This window comes from uncultured Pseudoxanthomonas sp., assembly GCF_947498795.1.
In the GTDB taxonomy this organism is placed as follows: Bacteria; Pseudomonadota; Gammaproteobacteria; order Xanthomonadales; family Xanthomonadaceae; genus Pseudoxanthomonas_A.
Window position 1 is genome coordinate 895,550 of sequence record NZ_CANMLQ010000001.1, and the last position, 23,263, is coordinate 918,812.

A 23,263-nucleotide genomic window follows, 5' to 3' on the forward strand; every position below is an offset into this window, starting at 1 on the left:
GTCACTCGCCGGGTTTGGCGGCCGCGCTGGCGGCCTCCGAGGCCGAGCGCCGCGACAGCACCGCCTCGCGATGGGCGATGTACGCGTTGGCGCCGAAGATGATGCCGGCGCCAAGCAGCGTCCACCGGTCCAGCGACTCGTCGAACAACAGCCACCCGAACACCGCCACCACCGGCAGCTGCATGAAGCTGATCGGCGTGAGCGCCGATACTTCGCCCAACTTGAGCGCACGCGTCCACAGCATGTGGCCGCCGGTGCCGAGCACGCCGGCGGCGACGACCCAGGCCCAGGTAATGCCCTGCGGCCATTCCCACACGGCCAGCGCCGGCACCAGCGACATCGGCACCCACAGCAGGGTGGTGTAGATGACGATGCGGTCGGCCGGTTCGGTGTTCGAGAGTTGCTTGATCTGGATCGCGACCAGCGCGCTCATCACCGCGGCGAGTACCGCGATCATCGCGTCGGCGGTGAACTGCGACGTACCCGGGCGCACGATGATCAACACCCCGACGAACCCGAGTGCCACCGCAGTCCAGCGGCGTGCGCGAACCTGTTCGTTGAGCAGGGCGGCGGCGGCCAGGGTGACGAACAGCGGCGTGGAATACGACAGCGACACCGCCTGCGCCAGCGGCAGGTGGCCGATCGCCCAGAAGCCGGCCAGCATCGAACAGATGCCGATGACGCAGCGGAACAGGTAGCGCGGGAACTGCGTGGTCTTCAGGAAGCCGGGGCCGTGCCGCAGGATCAGCGGGGCCGCCGCCAGCAGGCCGAAGAAGTTGCGGAAGAACGCGATCTCGAACGTGTGCAGGGTCGCAGACGCCAGTCGGATCGCCACCACCATCAGCGCGAAGAACACCGTGCTGCCCAGCATCAGCACGGCGGCGCGATAGTGGGCGGGCAGGGCGGGCATGTGCAGGGCGATCTACCAGCGGGCGCCGATGATCTTCGGTTCCGGCTCGATGCGCACACCGAAGCGCGCATGCACCGCGTCCGCGATGCGTCGCGCCAACGCCAACAACTGCGCGCCGGTGGCCTCGCCATGGTTGACCAGCACCAGCGCATGCGCTGCGGATACGCCGGCATCGCCATCGCGGTGGCCCTTCCAGCCGCAGGCTTCGATCATCCAGGCCGCCGACAGCTTTCGGTTGTGCGTGGCATCGCCACGGAACACGGGCAAGGTCGGGTAATCGACCAGCAACGCATCCGCCTGCGCCTGCGAGACGATGGGATTCTTGAAGAAGCTGCCGGCGTTGCCGACCACGGCGGGGTCCGGCAGCTTGCGCCGGCGGATGCGGATGACCGCTTCGCCGACATCGCGGGCGGTCGGCGTGGCGATGCCCATCGCCGCCAGTTCGTCGCGGATGCCCGCGTAATCCAGCCGCAACGCAGGCGCGCGCGGCAGCAGGAACTCCACCGCAGTCACCAGATAGCGGTCGGGATCGTGCTTGAAGACGCTGTCGCGGTAGGCGAAGGCGCACGCGTCGCGGTCCAGGCGCACGCGCGTGCCGTCGCGGCGATCCATGGCCTCGACGACATGGATGAACTCGCCCACTTCGGTGCCATAAGCGCCGATGTTCTGGATCGGCGATGCGCCCGCGGTACCGGGAATCAGCGCCAGGTTCTCCAAGCCGCACAGGCCCTGGTCCAGCGTCCACATCACCAGCGGATGCCAGTCGACCCCGGCATCCGCGCGCACGAGCGCATGGCCACCATCGTCGGACAGCATGCGCACCTCGCGCGTGGCCATGGCGATCACGGCGCCCGGTGCGTCACCGGCGAACAACAGGTTGCTGCCGCCGCCGATCACCAGCGATCCGCCTTCGGCCACCTGGGGAAGCGCGAATACCTCGTCGAGCGCAGCTGCATCGTCGACCTCGATCAGCCACGGCGCCCGCGCCGGCACGCCGAAGGTGGTGCGCTCGCGCAGCGAGGCGTTCGGGGTGACGCGGTAGCCGGTGGTCATTCCGGCGCTACCGGCCCGCCGCTCGGGGCTTCGCGGCGGCGGCGGATCGCTTCCACGCATTCACGAACCAGTTCGGGGCCGCGGTAGACGAGGCCGGTGTAGCACTGCACCAGCGAGGCACCGGCCGACATCTTGGCCACGGCATCGGCGCCGGACAGGATGCCGCCGACGCCGATCAGCGGAATGCTGTGCGGCAGCCGCGTGCGCAACCGGCGCAGCACCAGCGTCGCCTGGCCCATCAGGGGCGCGCCCGACAGTCCCCCCGTCTCGCGCGCCTGCGGATGCTCCTGCACGCTCAGGCGCGAGACGGTGGTGTTGGTGGCGATGACGCCATCGACCTGCATGTCGCCGAGCACGCGGGCGACGGCGTCGATGTCGCTGTCCGACAGGTCCGGCGCGATCTTGACCAGCATCGGAACACGCTTACCGTGTTGCGCGGCCAGCTCTTCCTGCGCCTCGCGCAACGTGCCGATCAGCTGGCGCAGCGCCTGCTCTTCCTGCAGTTCGCGCAGGCCGGCGGTATTGGGCGATGAAATGTTGACGGTAATGTAGTCCGCCAGCGGGTAGACGCGCTCCAGGCAGTACAGGTAGTCGGAGGCGGCACGCTCGTTGGACGTGTCCTTGTTCTTGCCGATGTTGATGCCGAGCAGCCCGCGGTCGCGGCGCGCGGCTTCGACATTGCGCACCAGTGCATCGACGCCTTCGTTGTTGAAGCCGAGCCGGTTGATGACCGCCTGGTGTTCCGGCAGGCGGAACATCCTCGGTTTCGGATTGCCCGACTGCGGCTTCGGCGTGACCGTGCCGATCTCGACGAAGCCGAAGCCCAGCGCGAACAGGGCATCGATGTGCGCGCCGTTCTTGTCCATGCCGGCGGCCAGGCCGACGGGATTGGGGAAGGTCAGGCCCATGACCTTGGTGGGCATCGGCGTGATCGGCCGCGCCACCAGCGGGGTGGTGCCCGTGCGGTAGGCCAGGTCGAGCGCCTTCAGGCCCATGCCATGGGCGGTCTCGGCGTCGAGGCCGAACAGGAAGGGGCGGGCGAACGAATACATGGACGCGCGCGGAGTCAGTTCAGCGTCGCCAGCCAGGCCATGCCGCCCAGGAAGAGGAAGATCACCGCGATGCCGATCACCCACAGCAGCGCTGACACCCAGCCCAGTATCAAGCCGCCGATGGCCATGCCGTCGCCGTCCAGCGTGCCTGCGCTGCGGCGGATCTCGGCGCGCGCCATGTGACCGGTGATGATGGCTACGAGGGTGCCGATGAAGGGCAACAGGGTCCAGCCGAGGATGCCGGACACGAGGCTGGCGATGGCGAGGCTGCTGGTGGTGCGGGCTTGGTTCATCAGGGGCTCCGTGCAGGGGTCAGGGAGGCGCGCCGGCGCTGGACCGGGCGGACAAAAAAAAGCGCCACCCGGAAGGGGTGGCGCGATTATCCCAGAAGCCGGCCCGTTCAGGGCAGCCGGCACGCATGCCGGCCGGCCGCGTTCGGGTCAGAGATCGAACTTGATGCCCTGTGCCAGCGGCAGCGAGTCGGAGTAGTTGATCGTGTTGGTCTGGCGGCGCATGTAGACCTTCCATGCATCCGAGCCGGACTCGCGGCCGCCACCGGTCTCCTTCTCGCCACCGAATGCACCACCGATCTCGGCGCCGCTGGTGCCGATGTTGACGTTGGCGATGCCGCAGTCGCTGCCGGCCGCCGACAGGAACTGCTCGGCCGCCTTGAGGTTCTGGGTGAAGATCGACGACGACAGGCCCTGAGGCACGGCGTTCTGCATGTCGATGGCTTCGTCCAGGGTCTTGAACTTCATCACGTACAGGATCGGCGCGAAGGTCTCGTGCTGGACGACTTCATCGGAATTCTTCAGGCCGGTGACGATCGCCGGCAGCACGAAGTTGCCCGGGCGGTCGATCGCGGTACCGCCGGTTTCGACGGTGCCGCCGCTGGCCTTGGCCTTGGCGATGGAATCGAGGAACTGCTGCACGGCGCCCTGGCTGTTGAGCGGGCCCATCAGGTTGGCCGGATCCAGCGGATCGCCGATCTTGCCTTCCACCTGCTTGTACGCCTTGACCAGCGTGGACAGCACGGTGTCGTAGATGGATTCGTGCACGATCAGGCGACGCGTGGTGGTGCAGCGCTGGCCAGCGGTGCCGACGGCGCCGAACACGATGCCGGGGATCGCCAGCTTCAGGTCGGCGCTTTCATCGAGGATGATCGCGTTGTTGCCGCCCAGTTCCAGCAGGCTGCGGCCCATGCGGCGCGCGACGCGTTCGCCGACGGTACGGCCGACCTGGGTGGAGCCGGTGAAACTGATCAGCGGGATGCGCTTGTCGTCGACGAACTGCTGCGCCAGTTCCACGCCGGCGTCGTTGATCAGGAAGAAGATGTCCGGGAACCCGCCGGCCTTCAGCGCCTCGTTGCAGATCTTCATGCTGGCGATCGCGGTCAGCGGCGTCTTGTTGGACGGCTTCCAGATGCAGATGTCGCCGCAGATCGCGGCCAGGAACGCGTTCCATGCCCACACAGCGACCGGGAAGTTGAACGCGCTGATGATGCCGACCAGGCCGAGCGGCTGGTACTGCTCGTACATGCGATGGCCGGGGCGCTCGGAGTGCATGGTGTAGCCGTACAGCATGCGGCTCTGCCCCACGGCGAAGTCGGCGATGTCGATCATCTCCTGCACTTCGCCGTCGCCTTCGGGCTTGCTCTTGCCCATTTCCAGCGCGACCAGCGAGCCCAGCGCGTCCTTGTGCTTGCGCAGCGCTTCGCCGCACAGGCGCACCGCTTCGCCGCGGCGCGGCGCCGGCGTGGTGCGCCAGATCCTGAAGGCGGCCTGGGCGCGCGCGACGATCTTCTCGTAGTCGGCCTGGCTGCTCGCATGGACCTCGGCGATCACCTCGTCGGTGGTCGGGTTGATCGACTGCAGCAGGCCGGCGTCGGTGGTCGTGGACCACTCACCACTGCCGAGGTAGGTGCCGGAGTTGGTGGTGGTAAGGCCGAGGGCCTTGAGGAGGTCAGCAGGCATGGAAGCTCCAGGGTCGTTGCACGGGATGCCGCCGGACGGCGAAGCATCGAAAGAGGTGCGCGATTCTACCAGAGACGGCCCGCCGGACCTTGCGTAAGTCTGTGTTTTTCCAGCGATTCCGGGCCCATCGATGATTGCGCGGAACGCCGATGATTCGGTGCCGGGCTTTATTCGGATTGCCGATGCGGGAACGGATAGATCGTCGATTCGCCGAGGTGCGCAGGCGGCGCGGGCGATGGGAAAGATGGTGACCCCGGCGCGATTCGAACGCACGACCTGTCCCTTAGGAGGGGACCGCTCTATCCAGCTGAGCTACGGGGCCATCGGCGCCGATTCTCGCACGAAGCGCCGCCACGTACGACGCATCCGGCGCCCGGCCGTATCACGCCGACGATCCTCATGGCACTGTGGAACAACGCCCCCCCACCTGTTCGCACCCATGGACATCCGCCTCGATGACCTCCGCCATCCTGACGTCATTGCGCTGCTGCAGGAGCACCTGGACTGGATGCATCGCACCTCGCCGCCCGAAAGCGTGCATGCGCTCGACCTGGACGCGCTGCGGCAACCCGACATCGCCTTCTGGACGCTCTGGGACGGTGAGACGCTGGCCGGATGCGGTGCGCTGCGCGCGCTGGACGCGACCCACGGTGAAGTGAAGTCGATGCGGACCGCGCAGACGCACCTGAGACGTGGCGTCGCTGCGACGATGCTCGATCACATCCTGGCCGAGGCGCGCAGGCGGGGGTATGCGCGCCTCAGTCTGGAAACCGGTGCGATGGCGTACTTCGCCCCCGCGCATGCCCTGTATGCGCGTGCCGGTTTCCATCCATGCGCCCCCTTCGGCGATTACGTCGAAGACCCGAACAGCGTCTTCATGACACGTGCGCTGTAGGCAAGTGTATTGGTTTCAGTTGCATCCAACTGAAATCATTGGCTTTGTTGCGTCGCAGCGCTTGACAGCCCCCCGGGGTTCCGTGGTTCTCTTGCGCCATGCGACCTTCCGTCCACCCCTGTGCGACCCCGACCCCGGCCCCCATGCCAGCGTCGGCGCATGCGTGCGGCGGACGCTCCCTGATTACGACCATTACCACCCTGACTCGTCGGGTGCGGCTGGTCGTGTTCGCGTAATAAGCAAACCACGGCCCCGCACCCGGATCAGGATGCAGGGCCTCCCCACTTCCTGATGCGTGCCGGGCCTCCTACCCGAGGTTCCTGACCCATGTCGTCCCGCAACGCCGAAGTCCCACCTGCCAAACCGCGCACCGTCGTCCACAAGTTCGGCGGCACGTCCGTTGCCGATGCCGAGCGCTACCGCCATGTGGCGCAGCTGCTGCTGGCGCGCGACGAAGACGTGCAGGTCACCGTGGTGTCGGCGATGAAGGGCGTGACCGACGCGCTGATCGAGCTGTGCGAGTTGGCCGCGGCCAATCGCCCGGAATGGCATGAGGCCTGGCACGCCTTGCGCGCGCGCCATCGCGGTGCGGCCGTCGCGCTGCTCGGCGAGGCATCGGGACCGGTGATCGAATGGGTGGACGAGCGCTTCACCCGGCTCGAGGAAATCCTCAACGCACTGATCGTCATCGGCGGGCTGCCGGAACTCGTCCTGCAGCGCGTGCAGGGGCTGGGCGAAGTCTGTTCGGCGCGCCTGCTCGGGGAATACCTGACGCTGCAGGGCGAAGACTGCGCCGTGCTGGACGCGCGCGATGTGTTGCGCGTCGACCACGGCGAACTCGGCGTGGTGGTCGACTGGGAAACCAGCGCGCAGCGACTGGCGGCGTGGCAGGCCGCACACCCCCAGCGCCGCGTCGTGGCCACCGGCTTCGTCGCGCGCGACCGCGAGGGCCGTTTCACCACGCTCGGCCGCAACGGCAGCGACTACTCCGGCGCCATCTTCGCCGCCCTGTACGACGCCGCCGAACTGCACATCTGGACGGACGTGGACGGCGTGCTGTCGGCCGACCCGCGCGTGGTGCCGGAAGCCGTGCAGCTGGGTGCCCTGAGCTACGACGAAGCCTGCGAACTCGCATATTTCGGCGCCAAGGTCGTGCACCCGCAGACCATGTCGCCGGCGATGGAACGCGGCCTGCCGATCATCATCCGCAATACCTTCCATCCCGAACATCCCGGCACCCGCATCACCGCCGAACGCGATGCGGTCGGCCCGGTCAAGGGGCTGACGCTGAGCGCCGACCTGGCGCTGCTGAACCTGGAAGGCACCGGCCTGATCGGCGTCCCCGGCACGGCGGAGCGCGTGTTCGCGGCGCTGCGCAACGCGCATGTGTCGGTGGTGATGATCTCGCAGGGCTCGTCCGAGCATTCGATCTGCTGCGTGGTCCGGGCCAGCGAGGCGGGAAAGGGGCAGGCGGCGCTGCTGGACGCCTTCGCGCACGAGCTGGACACCCGGCAGATCCAGCGCGTCCAGCGGCGCGATGGCGTGAGCGTGCTCGCCGCGGTCGGCGATGGCATGGCGGGCACTCCCGGCGTATCGGCGCGCCTGTTCGGCGCGCTGGGGCGCGCGCAGGTCAATATCCTGGCGATCGCGCAGGGGTCTTCCGAGCGCAACATTTCGGTGGCGATCGACAGCGCCGACGCCACCAAGGCGCTGCGTGCGGCGCATGCGGGCTTCTGGCTGTCGCCGCAGACCTTCGCGGTGGGCGTGATCGGCCCGGGCAATGTCGGGGGCGCACTGATCGAGCAACTGCGCGCGGCGCAACCGCAACTGCTGGGCAAGGCCAACGTCGACCTGCGCCTGCGCGCCATCGCCTCGAGCAGGCGCATGCTGCTGGACGAGCGCAGCATCGGCGCCGACTGGCGCGCCCGCTTCGACGCCAGTACGCAACCGGCCGACCTCGACCGCTTCACACAGCACCTGCTGTCCGCGCACATGCCGCATGCGGTGATCGTGGACTGCAGCGCCAGCCCGGTGGTCGCGGACCGTTACGCCGAATGGCTGGCCGCCGGCATCCACGTCATCACGCCGAACAAGCAGGCCGGTGCCGGTCCGCTGGCGCGTTACCACGCCATCCGCGACGCCGCTGCGGCCAGCGGTGCCCGCTTCCGCTATGAAGCCACGGTCGGTGCGGGACTGCCGGTGATCTCGACACTGCGCGACCTGGTGGATACCGGCGACACCGTGGTCTCCGTGGAAGGCATCTTCTCCGGCACCCTGGCCTGGTTGTTCAACAGGTTCGACGGCAGCGTGCCGTTCTCGCAGCTGGTCACCGAAGCGCGCGGCCTGGGTTACACCGAACCCGATCCGCGCGATGACCTGTCCGGGACCGACGTGGCGCGCAAGCTGGTGATCCTGGCGCGCGAAGCGGGCCGGGAACTGGCGCTGGAAGACGTGCAGGTCGAGAGCCTGGTGCCGGAAGGGCTGCGGCAGGCGAGTGTCGACGACTTCATGGCGCGACTGGGCGAGGTGGATGCCACGTTCGGTGAGCGGCTTGCGAACGCGCGCGCCGCGGGGAACGTGCTGCGCTACGTCGCACGACTCGATGCCGAAGGCCATGCGAGTGTGGGGCTGGTCGAGCTGCCGTCGGGGCACGCCTTCGGCAACCTGCGCCTGACCGACAACATCGTGCAGTTCACCACGCGCCGTTACTGCGACAATCCGCTGATCGTGCAAGGCCCCGGCGCTGGTCCCGAGGTCACCGCCGCGGGCGTCTTCGCCGACGTGCTGCGCGTGGCGGCCGGGCAGGGGGCGAAGCTGTGAGGGATCCGACGACGAGGGACGGAGCGTGGGCATGAGGCAGCAGGCAAGTGCGTTTTCGCCGGCATCGGTGGGCAACGTCGGCGTGGGGTTCGACATCCTGGGCCACGTGATCGAAGGCGTCGGCGACACCGTCACCGTGCGTCGCATCGACGCGGCGGACGTCCGCATCTCGGCGATCCGCGGTGCCACTGTCGACCTGCCGCTGGATGCGCCCGGCAACACCGCGGGTGCGGCGCTGATCTCCCTGCGCGAAGCCCTGGCACTGCCGTTCGGATTCGAGGTGGAAATCGAGAAGGGCATTCCGCTCGGCTCGGGCATGGGCGGGTCCGCCGCATCCTGCGTGGCCGCGCTGGTGGCCGCGAACGCGCTGCTCGATGCGCCGCTCACGCGCGAGCAGCTGTATCCGCACGCACTCGTGGGCGAGGCGGTGGCCAGCGGCGGCAAGCATGGCGACAACCTGGGCCCGATGCTGCTGGGCGGGCTGGTGCTGTCGACGGCCGAGCGGCTGGTGCGCATACCCGTGCCCGATCACTGGCACAGCCTGCTCGTACATCCCGAGGCCATCCTGGAGACGCGTCGCGCGCGAGCCGCCCTGCAGGGAGCGTACGAACTCAAGGCGTTCGTGGCCCAGAGCGCGAACCTCGCACTGGTCCTCGCCGGCTGCCACGCCGGCGATGCGATGCTGGTACGCGACGGCCTGCGCGACGTGCTGGTCGAGCCGCGCCGTGCACCGTTGATCGCCGGTTTCGATGCCGTGAAACGCGCCGCGCTGGACGCAGGCGCACTGGGCGCCAGCATCTCGGGTGCGGGCCCCAGCGTGTTCGCCTGGTTCGAGTCGCGTGGCGAAGCGGAAGCGGCAACACCGTCCGTGCAGGCCGCTTTCGCCTCGGCCGGCTTCGACAGCCAGGCCTGGGTGTCGCCGATCAACGCCACGGGCGCGGAACTCCTGTCCGCCCACTGATTCCTTCCACCGGCCGCCGCGACTGCATGCGTGGTGCCTTGCCTGCGAACCCCATGAACTTCATCTCGACCCGACACGCTTCACCTGCCACCTCGCTCAGCCAGGCGATCGCCGCCGGCCTCGCGCCTGACGGCGGGCTGTATGTTCCCGAGGCACTCCCGAAGGCGCGCGAGCTCGCGCCCGGGCGCGACATCGCGGGAACGGCAACGGCCCTGCTGGCGCCGTTCTTCGCGGGTGATGGACTGGAACGAGAACTGGCCGCGATCTGCGGCGAGGCCTTCGACTTCCCGGCGCCGCTGCGTCCGCTCGGGACGCCGCGAGACCACGTACTCGAGCTGTTCCATGGACCGACCGCTGCCTTCAAGGATTTCGGCGCGCGCTTCCTCGCCGCGAGCATGGCGCGCCTGCGTCGCGGGCACGCCACGCCCTTGACGATCCTCGTCGCGACCTCCGGCGATACGGGTGCGGCAGTGGCGGCCGCCTTCCATCGCCAGCCGGGCCTGCGCGTGGTCGTGCTGTATCCGGACGGACGCGTGTCGCCGCGGCAGGCGCACCAGTTGGGCTGCTTCGGCGACAACATCGCGGCGTTGCGCGTGGCGGGTTCGTTCGATGATTGCCAGGCGCTGGTGAAGCGCGCCCTCAACGATGCCGACCTGCAAGCGCAGGTGCCCCTGAGTTCCGCCAACAGCATCAGCCTGGGCCGGCTGCTGCCACAGATGAGTTACTACGCCCATGCAGCGCTGGCGCACCACGCGGAGACGGGGCGGACATTGAACGTGGTCATCCCCACCGGCAACCTGGGCAACGCGATGGCGGCGATCCTGGCGCGCGCACTCGGCGTGCCGCTCGGCAGGATCGTGCTGGCGACCAATGCCAATCGCGTGCTGCCGGATTTCTTCGCGGGGGGCGACTATGCGCCGGCGGCCAGCGTGTCGACGCTAGCCAACGCGATGGATGTGGGTGCGCCGAGCAACTTCGAGCGCCTGCGCTGGCTCTACGCAGGCGATGACGCGGCACTGCGGACGGCGTTCACGGCGTCCAGTGTCGACGACGCGACCATACGCGCGGTCATCGCGCGCAGGTTCCGGGATCATGGCGAGGTGCATTGCCCGCATACGGCGACCGCGGTGAACGTACTCGAGGACCTGCGTGCGCAGGGGGAGGAGGGCGACTGGGCGGTCGCGGCCACGGCGCATCCTGCCAAGTTCGAGAGCGTGGTGGAACCGCTGATCGGCCGCGAGGTTGAAGTGCCGCCCGCGTTGGCCGACCTGCTGGCGCGTCCCGCGCAGGCCGATCCGATTCCGGCCGATTACGACGCCTTGCGCGAGCGCCTCTCGGTCTAGCCCGGCGACGGATCGCCCCTGCAGGAGCGACATGAGTCGCGACCGCACGGTCTGATGCACGTCGGCGTCTTCATGTGCGCCGGGGATGATGTCGAGAGGGCTTCCAAGCTGTCGCTGGTGCACGGTCGCGACTCGCGTCGCTCCTGCAGGAGGGCGTCGCCGTCCTCGGCGCACGACCCACCTGCGATAAGCTCTCGCCCATGAAGCGCACCCTGTTGCAGACCCTCCTGCTGGCCACCGTACTCGCCAGCATCGTTCCGACCATTACGCACGCGCAGTCCGCCGTACCGCAGGCCGATGTCCGTGCGCTGAAGCCGGGCGAATTCCTCTGGTACCCGCAGATCGCGCCGGAAGGCCCGGTGGTGCTGGTGGTCAGCCTCGACGAGCAACGTGCCTACGTCTACCGCAACGGCATCGCGATCGGCGTGTCCACGATCAGTTCGGGCAAGGCCGGCAAGGACACGCCGACCGGTGTGTTCACCATCCTGCAGAAGAACAAGGATCACCGTTCCAACCTCTACAACAATGCACCGATGCCCTACATGCAGCGGCTCACCTGGGACGGCATCGCGCTGCACGGGGGACACTTGCCGGGCTATCCGGCGTCGCATGGCTGCGTCCGCCTGCCGCAGGCCTTCGCCGAGAAGCTGTTCGGCATCACGCGCTTCGGTGACTCGGTGGTCGTGGCCAATGCGAAGGCATCGCCGGCCAGCCTGGTGCATCCCGCCGTGCTGGCCCCGGTGACCGCAGGAGGGCAGGTGGCACATCCGCCATTGTCGGCGTACGAGGTGTACTGGAACGAGGCGGCGTCCCCGGACGGGCCGGTCAGCATCCTGGTCAGCCTGTACGACCAGCGGGTATCGGTGTTGCGCAACGGCGTGCTCATCGGTGCCGCACCGGTGCAGCGGGTCCGCGACTTCGAGCTCAACGGCACCGTGCTGCTGGTGATGACGACCGAGATGGAGGACATCCCCAGCCTGCTCGATCCCCGGCACAAGGAACATCGCTGGGTCGCGCATCGGGTGCTGGGCGAGGAGGGCGCGCCGATGCCGCCGCTGCGCGCGCTGGGCGATTCCTTCTGGATTCCGCAGGATTTCGCCCGCCGCCTGTACGCCGTCCTCAAGCCTGGGACGACCGTACTGCTGTCCGATCTGCCCGGCGTGCGCGCAACGCAGGATGACCCGTCGACCGTGCCCGTCTTGGAATCGGACGAAAGCAGCCCCACGACAGGGGTACGCTGAGCCTCCCGGACGGAATCGGGAAGCTGCTTCCCATGCCCCGGATTCCGTCATGAACCGTTTCCACCGCGTGCTGCCGTTGTGCCTCGTCGTTGCGGGTATCGCCCCGACGTACGCGGTACGGGCCGCTTCGCCGCCTCCCGCGCCTTCCGAACGCCTGGTCGATGCGCTGCATCGTGCCGCGCCGTCGCTCGACCGCGAGGTGCTGTCGATGGCGGCGCATGCGCTGACGTGCACGATCCGGCGCGGCGAACCGGTGCCGATGCGGCGCCTCAGCGTGATCGACTATTCGTTGCCGTCGACGCAGCCCCGGCTGTGGGTGTTCGACCTGGAGCGCGCACGCCTGTTGTTCGAGGAGCGCGTCGCGCACGGGCGCAACACGGGGGAGAACCTCGCCACCCGTTTCTCCAATGCGACCGGCAGCTACATGTCCAGCCTCGGGGCGTTCGTCACCCAGGAAGCGTATAGCGGATCCAACGGCTATTCCCTGCGCCTGCAGGGGCTTGAGCCGGGCTTCAACGACAGGGCGCGTGAGCGCGCCATCGTCATACACGGCGCCCCTTATGTCAGCGACGCGCTCGTGCGCATGCAGGGACGCCTCGGCCGCAGCCTGGGGTGCCCGGCGGTCGGCAGTGCCGTGGCCAAGCCGCTGATCGACAGCATCCGCGGCGGTTCGTTCCTGTTCGCCTACTATCCCGATCCCGCCTGGCTGAAGCAGTCGCGCTTGCTCAGCGCCGATTGCGGAAGCGGCGTGGCCACCCATCCGGCATCGATCCCGCCGGGTGGATGATCGGGTCAGATCCTGATCGGAATCTTCAGGTAGCGTCGCCCGTTGTCTTCCGGTGCCGGCAGGCGGCCGGCGCGGATGTTGACCTGCAGCGACGGCAGCAGCAGCGTCGGCGCCGCCAGCGTGGCATCGCGCGCTTCGCGCATCGCGACGAAGCTGTCTTCGTCCACACCGCCGCCGATGTGCACGTTGCGCGCTTTCTCGTCGGCCACGGTGGTCTGCCACGCGTAGTGGTCGCGTCCCGGCGCCTTGTAGTCGTGGCACAGGTACAGAACGGTACTCGGCGGAAGGGCGAGCAGTTTCTGGATCGAGCGGTACAGCGTGCGCGCATCGCCGCCGGGGAAATCGGTACGCGCGGTACCGTAGTCGGGCATGAACAGCGTGTCGCCCACGAAAACCGCCTCGCCGACCCGGTAGGACACGCAGGCGGGCGTGTGGCCGGGGGTGTGGATCACCTCGACCTGCAGCCCCCCGAGCGCGAACGTGTCCCCATCGCGGAACAGGCGGTCGAACTCGCGCCCCTCGCCACTCACGTCATCCAGCCCGAACACCGGGGCGAACGTTCGCTGCACCTCGGTGATGCGCGAACCGATGCCGATCGCCGCGCCGGTCTTGTCCTTCAGGTAGGGGGCGGCACTGAGATGGTCGGCGTGCGCGTGCGTCTCCAGGATCCAGTCCACCGTCAGTCCGTGGTCGGCGACAAAGCCCAGCAACGTGTCGGCGCTGTGGTGCGAGGCGCGGCCGGAGCGGTGGTCGTAGTCCAGCACGGGGTCGATGATCGCCGCCTGGCGCGTGGCCGGGTCCCAGGCCACGTAGGTGATGGTGTTCGTGGCGTTGTCGAACTGCGCATGCACGCTGGCGTGTGTCATGGCACGGCTCCTGATTGACAGCGGTGGGCCATCATCGCAGGCCCCGAGTATTGATCAAAGAGCCCTCAGGATTCTTCCGCGGAGAACTCCTCGAACGCTTCCAGCGCATGCGCTGCATACATCAGCGATGGGCCACCGCCCATGTAGACGGCGACACCCAGCATCTCCTGGAACTCCTCCGGCGTGGCACCAAGGCGCACCAGCGCCTTGGCATGGAAACCGAGGCAGCCGTCGCAGCGCGCCGCCACGCCGATCGCCATCGCAATCAGTTCCTTGGTCTTCTCGTCGAGCGCACCAGCGCCCATCGCGCCGCGCGCCATGGCGCCGAATCCCTGCATCACCTCGGGCGCCGCCGTGCGGAAGGGGCCGAGGTGCCGGTTGATGCGGGTGGTCAGTTCCTGGTAACGGTCTGCACTGGACATGGGAATACCTTGTGGTGTCGGATCAATCGTGTCGCACGATGGGCAGGCCGTGGCTCTGCCACGCCGCCATGCCACCGGCCAGGTTGAGATAGGTGCGCGCGGGGTCGCCGGACAGGATGGCCTGGGCCACGCGCGAGCGCGTACCGCTCTGGCAGGCCAGCACGACCTCGTGCGTACCGGCGGCGAGGCGGGCATCCAGCAGCGCGGTGCTGCCGGCGCGCAGTTCGCCCAACGGGATGTTGAGGGCGCCTTGCACATGACCGCGTGCGAACTCGCCCTGTTCGCGCACGTCGACCAGTGCGGCTCCGCGGTTGAGGCACGCGACCGCTTCCTGCGGAGAAGCCTGCGCCCCACGACGGTCGAACAGGGCCTTGAGCACGCCCAGCATCACGACCTCCCCGTGCGCTTCCGGGGCGCTGGCGCCTCGGCCGGTGCGCAGTAGATGCCATGCAGCGTATGCATGACCTGCGCAGCCGGCCCCGGCATCAGTGCGTAGAACACGTTCTGGGCCTCGCGGCGCGTCTGCACCAGGCCTTCTTCGCGCAACACGGCCAGGTGCTGCGACAGCGCGGACTGGCTCAGGTCGAGCAGGGCGTTGATGTCGCCCACCGAGCGCTCGCCCGCGGTCAGCAGGCACAGGATCTGCAGCCGCTTCTCGTTGGCGAGGGCCTTGAGCAGTTGTGCGGCATCGCCCGCATGCGCCTGCATGGCGGCGATGTCGAACGTGGACGTGGAGAGGCTGCGGGTCATGCGGTTTCCGGGGTGAGGGGATGGCCGGCATTGCGCCATGCGGTGAGCCCGCCCGCAAGCGAGCGCACGCGGGTGAAGCCGAGCGCCTGCAGGCTGTCGGCCGCCAGCGCCGAGCGTCCGCCGGTCAGGCAGTAGAGGATCAGCTCGCGGTCGGGCAAGGCCAGCGCTTCGCTGGTGTCGCAGGCCATCGCCGGGTGCGCGTGGATCTGGAATTCCAGCACGCCGCGCGGCAGGTTGATCGCGCCCGGCAGGTGTCCCTGCACGTACTCGGCCGGTTCGCGCACATCGATCAGGACGCAGTCGTCCTGTGCCGCAAGCTGGTCGGGCGCGATCTCCTGGATGCGGCTGCGTGCCTCGATCACCAGATTCTGGACGGTGCGTGCCATGGGTGCCTCCAATATATTAGTTGACTCTAATATTAGTAGATGCTAATTTGTATTGCAAGCCGACCGGCACTCCCGCCGGGGGTGGCCATCGAACCTGGAGGGGAAGACATGGCACGCATCGTCGTATTGGGTGCAGGCATCGGGGGCATGAGCGCAGCCTATGAACTGCGCGGCACCCTGGGCCAGGGGCCGGAGGTCACCGTGATCGGGGAGGGCGACCGCTTCTCCTTCACGCCGTCCAATCCCTGGGTCGCCGTGGGCTGGCGCAAGCCGTCCGATGTCGAAATGCCGGTCGCCCGCTACCTGGCGAAGAAGAACATCGCCTTCGAGGGCGTCGGCGCCGAGCAGGTCGAGCCCGACCACAACCGTGTGCGGCTGCGCGACGGGCGCACTGTCGACTACGACTATCTGGTGATCGCGACGGGTCCGCGACTGGCGTTCGATGAAGTGCCGGGCCTGGGGCCTGAAGGCGGCTTCACCCAGTCGATCTGCACCACGCCGCATGCCACCACTGCCTGGCAGGCCTACCAGGCGTTCCTCGAAAATCCGGGCCCGGTCGTCGTGGGCGCCGCGCCGATGGCCAGCTGCTTCGGTCCGGCTTATGAGTTCGCGATGATCCTGGACAGCGACCTGCGCAAGCGCAGGCTGCGCGACCGGGTGCCGATCACCTACGTAAGCCCGGAACCGTACGTCGGACACATGGGCCTGGGCGGTGTCGGTGACTCCAGGGGCTTGATGGAATCGGAATTCCGCCAGCGCCACATCCAGTGGATCACCAACGCGAAGATCACCGCGGTGCGCGACGGCGAGATGGACGTGTCCGAAATGGACGATGTCGGTCAGCCGAGGAAGATGCACACCTTGCCGTTCGCGTATTCGATGGTGCTGCCAGCCTTCACCGGCGTGTCGGCGGTGCGCCAGGGAGAAGGGCTGTGCAATCCGCGCGGCTTCATCCTGATCGACAAGCATCAGCGCAACCCGGCCTATCCCAACATCTTCTCGCTCGGCGTGTGCGTGGCGATCCCGCCGGTGGAGGCCACGCCGGTGCCGACGGGCGCGCCGAAGACCGGCTTCATGATCGAGTCCATGGTCACCGCCGTGGCGCACAACATCCAGGCCGAGCTGGCCGGCAGGCCGGTCACCGCCGAAGCGACGTGGAACGCGATCTGTCTGGCCGACATGGGCGATACCGGCGCCGCCTTCGTGGCACTTCCGCAGATCCCGCCACGCAACGTCACCTGGGCCAAGGTCGGCAAATGGGTGCACGTAGCCAAGATCGCGTTCGAAAAGTACTTCCTGATGAAGATGAAGTCCGGCAACACCGAACCGATCTACGAGAAATACGTGCTCAAGCTGCTCGGCATCATGCGCACCCGCTGATTTCCCCCATTCCGTTTCCGGAGAACCCCTCATGAACCTCGACCGTGCCGTCCTCGGCTTCGCTGGCGTGATGACCCTCGCCAGCCTGGCGCTGGCTCACTTCGTTTCGCCGCTGTGGCTCTGGTTCACCCTCTTCATCGGCGTGAACATGCTTCAGGCCAGCGTGACCGGCTTCTGTCCGGCGGCCATCGTCTTCCGCAAGCTGGGCGTACGCGCCGGCTGCGCATTCAAGTGAGCGCGAGGCCTGCCGTGAGCCGCATCGCGATGTCGTCGCGCCCGTTGTTGCCTCTGTTGCTGGTGGCCGCCCTTGCCGCGTGCGGGCGCGAAGAGCCCGCCCCGACTGCCGCGCGCATCGAGGGACTGCAGACGTTCCAGGTGAAGACTTCCGATGCGGCGGGCGGCCGTGCCTGGGAGGGCGTGGTGGAAGCCGTGCAACAGGCCACGCTGTCGGCGCAGACGAACGGGCGCGTGGTCGCCGTGGCGCGCGACGTCAACGACCGCGTGGCGGCAGGCGACGTGCTGGTACGGCTCAGCGCGGTCGAACAGCAATCCGGTGTCGACGCCGCCCGCGCCCAGTTGCGCGCGGCCGAAGCATCCGCGACCGAGGCGGAAGCCAACTACCGGCGCTTCGCCAACCTGGCGAAGGACCAGTTCGTCTCCCGGGCCCAGCTCGACCAGGCCCGGATGGCGCGCGATTCGGCGGCCGCCGCACGCGACGCCGCCCGCGCCCAACTGGCGAACGCCGGCCAGCAGACCGACTACACCACGGTGCGCGCGCCCTACGCGGGCATCGTCGCCACCCGCGATATCGAGCCGGGCGAGAGCGTCGGCATCGGCCAGACCCTGATGACCGTGTTCGCACCGGGCGCCCTGCGCATCGAAGTGGCGGTGCCGCAGTCGGAAGCGGAGGCGGTCCGGGCCGACCCCACCGCCGTGGTCACCTTCGACGATGGGCGCCGGATCGATGCCGCCGACGTCACCGTCTTTCCGGCCGCGGATGCGTCCACCCACGCCGTGCGGATTCGCGTGCAGCTGCCGGCGCTCGATGTGCCGCCGCAACCCGGGCTGACCGCGAAAGTGGTGTTCCCGGCCGTGAAGGGCGCAGCATTCCCGCGCGTTCCCACCAGCGCACTGGTGCGCCGCGGCGAGGTGACGGCGGTGTACGTTCTTAGGGACGGGCGGCTGTCGTTGCGTCAGGTCAGGCTGGGTGATGCGGCCGGCGACCAGGTGGACGTGATCTCGGGATTGAAACCCGGCGAGAGGATCGCCACCGATCCTGTCGCCGCGCAGCAGGCGCTGGTGGCGGCGCGCAAGGACGACTGACATGGCATCGCTCCCGAACCCCCCGCGGCTAGGCATCTCCGGTCGCATCGCGCGCAGCTTCCAGGCCAATCCGCTGACGCCGATCCTCGCGCTGCTCGGCCTGCTGCTGGGGCTGGTGGCGGTGATGATCACGCCGCGCGAGGAAGAGCCGCAGATCGACGTCACCATGGCCAACGTCATCGTGCCGTTCCCGGGCGCGGATGCGCACCAGGTCGAGCAGATGGTGACCTATCCGCTGGAACAGAAACTGTCCGAGATCGAGGAGATCAAGCACACCTATTCGATCAGCCGGCCCGGCATGTCTGTGCTGACGGTGGAGTTCGACGTGGGCGTGAAGCGCCAGCCCGCGCTGGTGCGCCTGTACGACAAGGTGTTCTCGAACCAGGACTGGATGCCGGCGAACCTCGACGTGGGCCAGCCCATCATCAAGCCCAAGGGCATCGACGACGTGCCGGTGATGGCACTGACCCTGTGGACGGACGATCCGCAGCGCGGCGCACGCGACCTGGCCGAAGTGGCCCACACGCTGGAAACCGAACTCAAGCGCATCCCCGGCACGCGCGATGTATTCACCCTGGGTGCGCCTGAGCGTGCCGTCATGGTACAGCTCGATGCGGCGCGACTGGCCAGCCATGGCCTGGCGGTGAATGATCTGTCCGCGGCCCTGCAGGCCGCCAACCTGGCGCGCCAGGCGGGTGAGCGTGTCGGTGCGGACGGGGTGGTGCAGGTGACCTCCGGCCAGTTCCTGGCCGATCGCGCGGACGTCGCCGGCCTGGTGCTGGGCGTGTCGGGTGGCCAGCCGGTGCGCCTGGAGGACGTGGCGACGGTCCGCGATGCGGCCGATGCGCCGTCGAGTTACGTGTGGCACGGTGCGCCCGCCAAACGCTCGGGACCTTCCAGTGGCGTGGCGCCCGCGGTGACGCTGGCCATCGCCAAGAAGCCGGGCAGCAATGCGGCCGACATCACATCCGCCGCCCTGGCGCGGGTGGAGGCGCTGCGTGGCAGCGTGATTCCCGACGGCATCCAGGTGGAGACCACGCGCGACTACGGCCTGACGGCCAGCGACAAGGCGCAGACGCTGATCAAGAAACTGGTCTTCGCCACCGGCTCGGTGGTGCTGCTGGTGCTGTTCGCGCTGGGCCGCCGCGAGGCCATCGTGATCGGCAGCGCGGTGGTGCTGACCCTGGCGGTCACGCTGTTCGCGTCCTGGGCCATGGGATTCACCCTCAACCGCGTCTCGCTGTTCGCGCTGATCTTCTCCATCGGCATCCTGGTGGACGATGCCATCGTGGTGGTCGAGAACATCCACCGGCACATGGCGCAGGGCGGCATGTCGCTGGCCGAGGCCATTCCGCCCGCGGTGGACGAAGTGGGCGGTCCGACCATCCTGGCCACCTTCACCGTGATCGCGGCGTTGATGCCCATGGCCTTCGTCACCGGCCTGATGGGGCCGTACATGCGGCCTATCCCGATCAATGCCTCGGTCGGCATGCTGCTGTCGCTGATGATCGCGCTGGTGGTCACGCCGTGGCTGTCGTTGAAGCTGCTCAAGCGGCATGCGGTCGCGCCTGCGGGTGAGGGCGCTGCCCACGGGCACGCGGAAGGCACCATGGCCGCGCGCCTGCATCGCCTGTTCGAGCGCGTGATGACGCCCTTCCTGGATGCCGGCACGGGTGCGCGGCGCCGGCGCCTGCTGTTCGTGGCGATGGCCGTGCTGGTGGCGCTGGCCGCCAGCCTGGCGGTGTTCAAGCTGGTGGTGCTGAAGATGCTGCCGTTCGACAACAAGTCCGAACTGCAGATCGTGGTCGACCTGCCCGAAGGCCGCACGCTCGAGGACACCAACGCCCTGTTGACCGAACTCGCCGGCGTGCTGGACCGCACGCCGGAAGTCCTGCATTACGAGGGCTACGCCGGTACGGCCGCGCCGATCAACTTCAACGGGCTGGTGCGGCAGTACTACCTGCGCGAGGGTGCGAACGTGGGCGACCTGCAGGTGAACCTGGTGGACCGCCACGACCGCGAGCGCAAGAGCCACGAGATCGCCGTCGCCCTGCGCCCGCAGGTGGACGCGATCGGCCGTCGCCATGGCGCGTCGGTCAAGGTGGTGGAAGTGCCGCCCGGGCCGCCCGTGCTGTCGCCGATCGTGGCCGAGGTGTACGGGCCCGACTACGCGCGCCAGCGGCAGGTGGCGCGGGCGCTCGAGCAGCGCTTCATGGCCACCGACGGCATCGTCGACGTGGACACCAGCGTGGAAGCCGATGCGCGTCGCGACATCCTGGTGATCGACCGCGTGCGCGCGGCGCGCCTGGGGGTTCCGCAGTCGGCGATCACCGAGACGATCGCCGCGGGCCTGTCGGGACTGGACGCCACCCACGTGATCGATGGCGGCTCGAAGTATCCGCGCCCCATCCGCCTGCGCCTGCCGCTGGCCGACCAGGCGTCGCTCGACGGCCTGCTCGCGCTGCGGGTACGCGGCGGCAATGGCCAACTGGTGCCGTTGTCCGAACTGGTGCGGGCGCGTTCCACCTGGTGGGACGGTGCCATCCACCACAAGGACCTGCTGCCCGTGGTCTACGTGATGGGTGACGAGAGCGGCACGGTCGACAGTCCGCTGTACGGGATGTTCGATCTGGTAGGCCAGATCGCCGACAACGCCATCGACGGACAGCAGGTGGCGCAGTTCTTCATCCGCCAGCCCCCCGACACCACCGCCTTCGGCATCAAGTGGGATGGCGAGTGGCAGATCACCTACGAGACCTTCCGCGACATGGGCATCGCCTACGCGGCCGGCATGGTGCTGATCTACCTGCTGGTGGTGGCCTACTTCCGCAACTACGTGGTACCGCTGGTGATCATGGCGCCCATCCCGTTGACCGTGATCGGCGTGATGCCGGGCCACGCCCTGCTGGGCGCGCAGTTCACCGCCACCAGCATGATCGGCATGATCGCGCTGGCGGGCATCATCGTGCGCAACTCGATCCTGCTGGTGGACTTCATCAACCATCTGGTCGAGCGCGGGCAGTCACTGGAGTCGGCGGTCGTCGACGCCTGCGCGGTGCGTGCGCAACCGATCGCGCTGACCGCGCTGGCGGCGATGGCGGGTGCGTTCTTCATCCTGGACGACCACATCTTCAACGGCCTGGCGATCTCGCTGATCTTCGGCATCCTGGTATCCACGGTGCTGACACTGGTGGTGATCCCGTTGCTGTACTACGGGCTGCTGCAACGCAAGCAACGGCTTGCAGGGAAGGCGCGGTGATGCGTCCGTCGGTCACCCGGGACAGGCGTCCCGTGCCGTATGCTGGCCTCACCCTCGAGTACTCCGCGTGAGCCGACCATGAGTGACACCCAGCACATCAGCCTCACCCTGGAGCAGGAAGACGACTACGCCTTCCGCATCCGCTTCGACGAGACGACCATCGCCGACCTCATGACCGACGAGCCCGAGCCGCTGGGGAAGGGCGAAGGTCCGAACCCGACGCGCCTGCTGCTGTCGGCCGTGGCCAACTGCCTGTCGGCCAGCCTGTTGTTCGCCCTGCGCAAGTTCAAGAACGCGCCGGGCAAGCTGGTGACCCACGCGACCGCCGAACTGGTGCGGAACGAACAGGGTCGACTGCGCGTGGGACACATCCATGCCGATATCCGGCTGGCCGAGGCGGGGGCGACGCATGCCTCGCTGGAGCGGATCCTGGCCCAGTTCGAAAACTTCTGCGTGGTCACCGAGAGCGTGCGCCACGGCATCGAGGTCTCCGTCAGCATCACCGACGCCGATGGCGTGCAGCTGCACGGTGCGACTCGAACGGACCAGGGCACGCCCTGAGCTGCGAGCCCGCTCTTGGGGGAGCGAGGTACGTCGTGATGAGGCGCTGCCGGCGCCCTTTCGCGACTTGCGTCGCTCCCACGGCGGAAGGGGAGGCCCCGACCGGATCGCCGCCTGCGGCCCGGCGTGGCATGATCCTGTCCTCCGCCGTCCGTATCCGAAGCCGTCCGTGATCGCGCCCATCAAGGGGAAGGCCACCTCGCTGGACATCGCCCACCTCGCGGGCGTGTCCCAGCCCACCGTGTCGCGCGCCCTGCGGGGCAGTCCGATGGTCAACGAGGAAACACGCAAGCGCATCCTCGCCATCGCCGAACAGCTCAACTACAAGGTGGACAAGAACGCGTCCAACCTGCGCCGGCAGCATTCCGGAACGCTGGCGCTGCTTTTCTTCGAAGATCCCACGCCCGACGAATCGGCGATCAACCCGTTCTTCCTGTCCATGCTGGGCAGCATTACCCGTGCATGCGCACTGCGCGGCTACGACCTGTTGATCTCGTTCCAGCAATTGTCGACTGACTGGCAGGCCGACTACGAGGACAGCAAGAAGGCCGACGGCATCATCCTTCTGGGTTATGGAGACTATCTGGAAGCCCGCAGCCGGCTGGAGCGGCTGGTGGAGCAGGGCACGCATTTCGTCCGCTGGGGCGCCGTGCAGCCCGGTACGCCGGGGGTTTCGATCGGTTGCGACAACACCCAGGGCGGCCATGACATCACGGCGCACCTGATCGCGCAGGGGCGCCGCCGCATCGCGTTCCTCGGACATGCGTCCAACCACTATCCGGAATTCTTCGAACGCTACCTCGGCCATCGCCGGGCGCTCGAAGCCGCCGGTCTGGTGGCAGACCCTGCACTGCAGGTGGATGCGATCACGACCGAGCAATCCGGCTACGAGGCGGCCAGCACGTTGCTGGCGAGTGGTGCGACGTTCGACGCCGTCTTCGGCGCCAGCGACCTGATCGCCGTCGGCGCGATGAAGGCGCTGCTCGAACACGGCCGGCACGTGCCCGACGATGTCGCTGTGGCCGGCTTCGACGACATCCCGCTGGCAAGTTTCATGAATCCCGGCCTGTCCACCGTGCAACAGGACACCAAGCTGGCGGGCGCCCTGCTGGTCGAGACATTGCTGGCGCTCATCAATGGTGAACCGGCGGAAAGCCAGACCATTCCGGTGAAGCTGGCGCTGCGCGGATCGACCGCTGCCAAGTGAGTCTGCGGTTGTAGGAGCGACGTAAGTCGGGACCGCGCGCCATCAGCTCTGCTGGCGTTCCCCGTCTCCGGGAA

22 protein-coding genes and 1 tRNA gene are annotated in these 23,263 nt (G+C 68.2%); 12 read left to right on the plus strand and 11 right to left on the minus strand.

The annotated features are described in order from the left end of the window. Window position 1 precedes the first annotated feature (1 nt). The 6 genes from Q0907_RS04415 to Q0907_RS04440 form a co-directional block, all read right to left on the minus strand. Window positions 2-910 carry a DMT family transporter gene (locus tag Q0907_RS04415; RefSeq protein WP_296280188.1) on the minus strand — a complete coding sequence of 303 codons (909 nt, stop codon included), beginning with the start codon at window positions 908-910 and terminating at the stop codon, window positions 2-4. Between the two features lie 12 nt (window positions 911-922). Continuing rightward, on the minus strand, window positions 923-1,963 hold the full coding sequence (murB, locus tag Q0907_RS04420; protein WP_299341942.1) for a UDP-N-acetylmuramate dehydrogenase: 1,041 nt from the start codon (window positions 1,961-1,963) through the stop codon (window positions 923-925). Further along, window positions 1,960-3,015 carry a quinone-dependent dihydroorotate dehydrogenase gene (locus Q0907_RS04425; protein ID WP_299341951.1) on the minus strand — a complete coding sequence of 352 codons (1,056 nt, stop codon included), beginning with the start codon at window positions 3,013-3,015 and terminating at the stop codon, window positions 1,960-1,962. Before Q0907_RS04425 ends, murB begins: the two co-directional genes overlap by 4 nt. A 14-nt stretch (window positions 3,016-3,029) precedes the next feature. Further along, on the minus strand, window positions 3,030-3,308 hold the full coding sequence (locus Q0907_RS04430) for a DUF4190 domain-containing protein (protein WP_296280191.1): 279 nt from the start codon (window positions 3,306-3,308) through the stop codon (window positions 3,030-3,032). Window positions 3,309-3,455: 147 nt separating this feature from the next. Then, window positions 3,456-4,988 carry an aldehyde dehydrogenase family protein gene (locus Q0907_RS04435; RefSeq protein WP_296280192.1) on the minus strand — a complete coding sequence of 511 codons (1,533 nt, stop codon included), beginning with the start codon at window positions 4,986-4,988 and terminating at the stop codon, window positions 3,456-3,458. A 245-nt stretch (window positions 4,989-5,233) separates the two neighbouring features. Then, window positions 5,234-5,310: transfer RNA gene (locus tag Q0907_RS04440), tRNA-Arg, on the minus strand. Between the two features lie 117 nt (window positions 5,311-5,427). On the opposite strand from Q0907_RS04440, the gene Q0907_RS04445 reads away from it, so the two are divergent. The 6 genes from Q0907_RS04445 to Q0907_RS04470 all read left to right on the plus strand — a co-directional run bounded on the left by Q0907_RS04445 (window position 5,428) and on the right by Q0907_RS04470 (window position 13,035). After that, entirely contained in the window at window positions 5,428-5,883 is a 456-nt protein-coding gene (locus Q0907_RS04445; protein WP_296280193.1) for a GNAT family N-acetyltransferase, read from the plus strand. 327 nt (window positions 5,884-6,210) lie between these two features. Beyond that, window positions 6,211-8,703 (plus strand): bifunctional aspartate kinase/homoserine dehydrogenase I, encoded by a 2,493-nt coding sequence (gene thrA / locus Q0907_RS04450; protein ID WP_296280194.1) that lies wholly within the window; start codon window positions 6,211-6,213, stop codon window positions 8,701-8,703. A gap of 31 nt (window positions 8,704-8,734) precedes the next feature. Further along, window positions 8,735-9,664, plus strand: a complete 930-nt coding sequence (locus Q0907_RS04455; RefSeq protein WP_299341957.1) for a homoserine kinase — start codon at window positions 8,735-8,737, stop codon at window positions 9,662-9,664. 53 nt (window positions 9,665-9,717) lie between these two features. Beyond that, window positions 9,718-11,007 (plus strand): threonine synthase, encoded by a 1,290-nt coding sequence (gene thrC / locus Q0907_RS04460; RefSeq protein WP_299341959.1) that lies wholly within the window; start codon window positions 9,718-9,720, stop codon window positions 11,005-11,007. A gap of 200 nt (window positions 11,008-11,207) precedes the next feature. Next, complete coding sequence (locus tag Q0907_RS04465) at window positions 11,208-12,248, plus strand: L,D-transpeptidase (RefSeq protein WP_299341962.1); 1,041 nt, start codon at window positions 11,208-11,210, stop codon at window positions 12,246-12,248. A gap of 49 nt (window positions 12,249-12,297) precedes the next feature. Next, entirely contained in the window at window positions 12,298-13,035 is a 738-nt protein-coding gene (locus tag Q0907_RS04470) for a murein L,D-transpeptidase catalytic domain family protein (RefSeq protein WP_299341965.1), read from the plus strand. Between the two features lie 5 nt (window positions 13,036-13,040). Here Q0907_RS04470 and Q0907_RS04475 read toward each other — a convergent pair whose 3' ends face one another. The 5 genes from Q0907_RS04475 to Q0907_RS04495 all read right to left on the minus strand — a co-directional run bounded on the left by Q0907_RS04475 (window position 13,041) and on the right by Q0907_RS04495 (window position 15,459). Next, window positions 13,041-13,901 carry an MBL fold metallo-hydrolase gene (locus Q0907_RS04475; RefSeq protein ID WP_299341968.1) on the minus strand — a complete coding sequence of 287 codons (861 nt, stop codon included), beginning with the start codon at window positions 13,899-13,901 and terminating at the stop codon, window positions 13,041-13,043. A 65-nt stretch (window positions 13,902-13,966) separates the two neighbouring features. After that, window positions 13,967-14,323 (minus strand): carboxymuconolactone decarboxylase family protein, encoded by a 357-nt coding sequence (locus Q0907_RS04480; RefSeq protein ID WP_299341971.1) that lies wholly within the window; start codon window positions 14,321-14,323, stop codon window positions 13,967-13,969. A gap of 22 nt (window positions 14,324-14,345) precedes the next feature. Continuing rightward, window positions 14,346-14,711, minus strand: a complete 366-nt coding sequence (locus Q0907_RS04485) for a rhodanese-like domain-containing protein (protein WP_299341973.1) — start codon at window positions 14,709-14,711, stop codon at window positions 14,346-14,348. Beyond that, window positions 14,711-15,073 carry a metalloregulator ArsR/SmtB family transcription factor gene (locus Q0907_RS04490; RefSeq protein ID WP_299341978.1) on the minus strand — a complete coding sequence of 121 codons (363 nt, stop codon included), beginning with the start codon at window positions 15,071-15,073 and terminating at the stop codon, window positions 14,711-14,713. The genes Q0907_RS04485 and Q0907_RS04490 overlap by 1 nt, the downstream gene beginning before the upstream one ends. Next, window positions 15,070-15,459, minus strand: coding sequence for a rhodanese-like domain-containing protein (locus tag Q0907_RS04495; RefSeq protein ID WP_299341981.1), 390 nt, complete (start codon window positions 15,457-15,459; stop codon window positions 15,070-15,072). Before Q0907_RS04495 ends, Q0907_RS04490 begins: the two co-directional genes overlap by 4 nt. Before the next feature lie 108 nt (window positions 15,460-15,567). On the opposite strand from Q0907_RS04495, the gene Q0907_RS04500 reads away from it, so the two are divergent. The 6 genes from Q0907_RS04500 (at window position 15,568) to Q0907_RS04525 (ending at window position 23,189) form a co-directional block, all read left to right on the plus strand. Next, entirely contained in the window at window positions 15,568-16,839 is a 1,272-nt protein-coding gene (locus Q0907_RS04500; RefSeq protein ID WP_299341984.1) for an FAD-dependent oxidoreductase, read from the plus strand. A 31-nt stretch (window positions 16,840-16,870) separates the two neighbouring features. After that, complete coding sequence (locus tag Q0907_RS04505) at window positions 16,871-17,074, plus strand: DUF2892 domain-containing protein (protein WP_299341987.1); 204 nt, start codon at window positions 16,871-16,873, stop codon at window positions 17,072-17,074. Window positions 17,075-17,088: 14 nt separating this feature from the next. Next, window positions 17,089-18,162, plus strand: a complete 1,074-nt coding sequence (locus tag Q0907_RS04510) for an efflux RND transporter periplasmic adaptor subunit (RefSeq protein ID WP_299341992.1) — start codon at window positions 17,089-17,091, stop codon at window positions 18,160-18,162. A 1-nt stretch (window position 18,163) separates the two neighbouring features. After that, window positions 18,164-21,421, plus strand: a complete 3,258-nt coding sequence (locus Q0907_RS04515) for an efflux RND transporter permease subunit (RefSeq protein ID WP_299341995.1) — start codon at window positions 18,164-18,166, stop codon at window positions 21,419-21,421. A gap of 78 nt (window positions 21,422-21,499) precedes the next feature. Further along, window positions 21,500-21,982, plus strand: a complete 483-nt coding sequence (locus tag Q0907_RS04520) for an OsmC family protein (protein WP_299341997.1) — start codon at window positions 21,500-21,502, stop codon at window positions 21,980-21,982. 172 nt (window positions 21,983-22,154) lie between these two features. Continuing rightward, window positions 22,155-23,189, plus strand: a complete 1,035-nt coding sequence (locus tag Q0907_RS04525) for a LacI family DNA-binding transcriptional regulator (RefSeq protein WP_299342625.1) — start codon at window positions 22,155-22,157, stop codon at window positions 23,187-23,189. Window positions 23,190-23,263 lie beyond the last annotated feature (74 nt).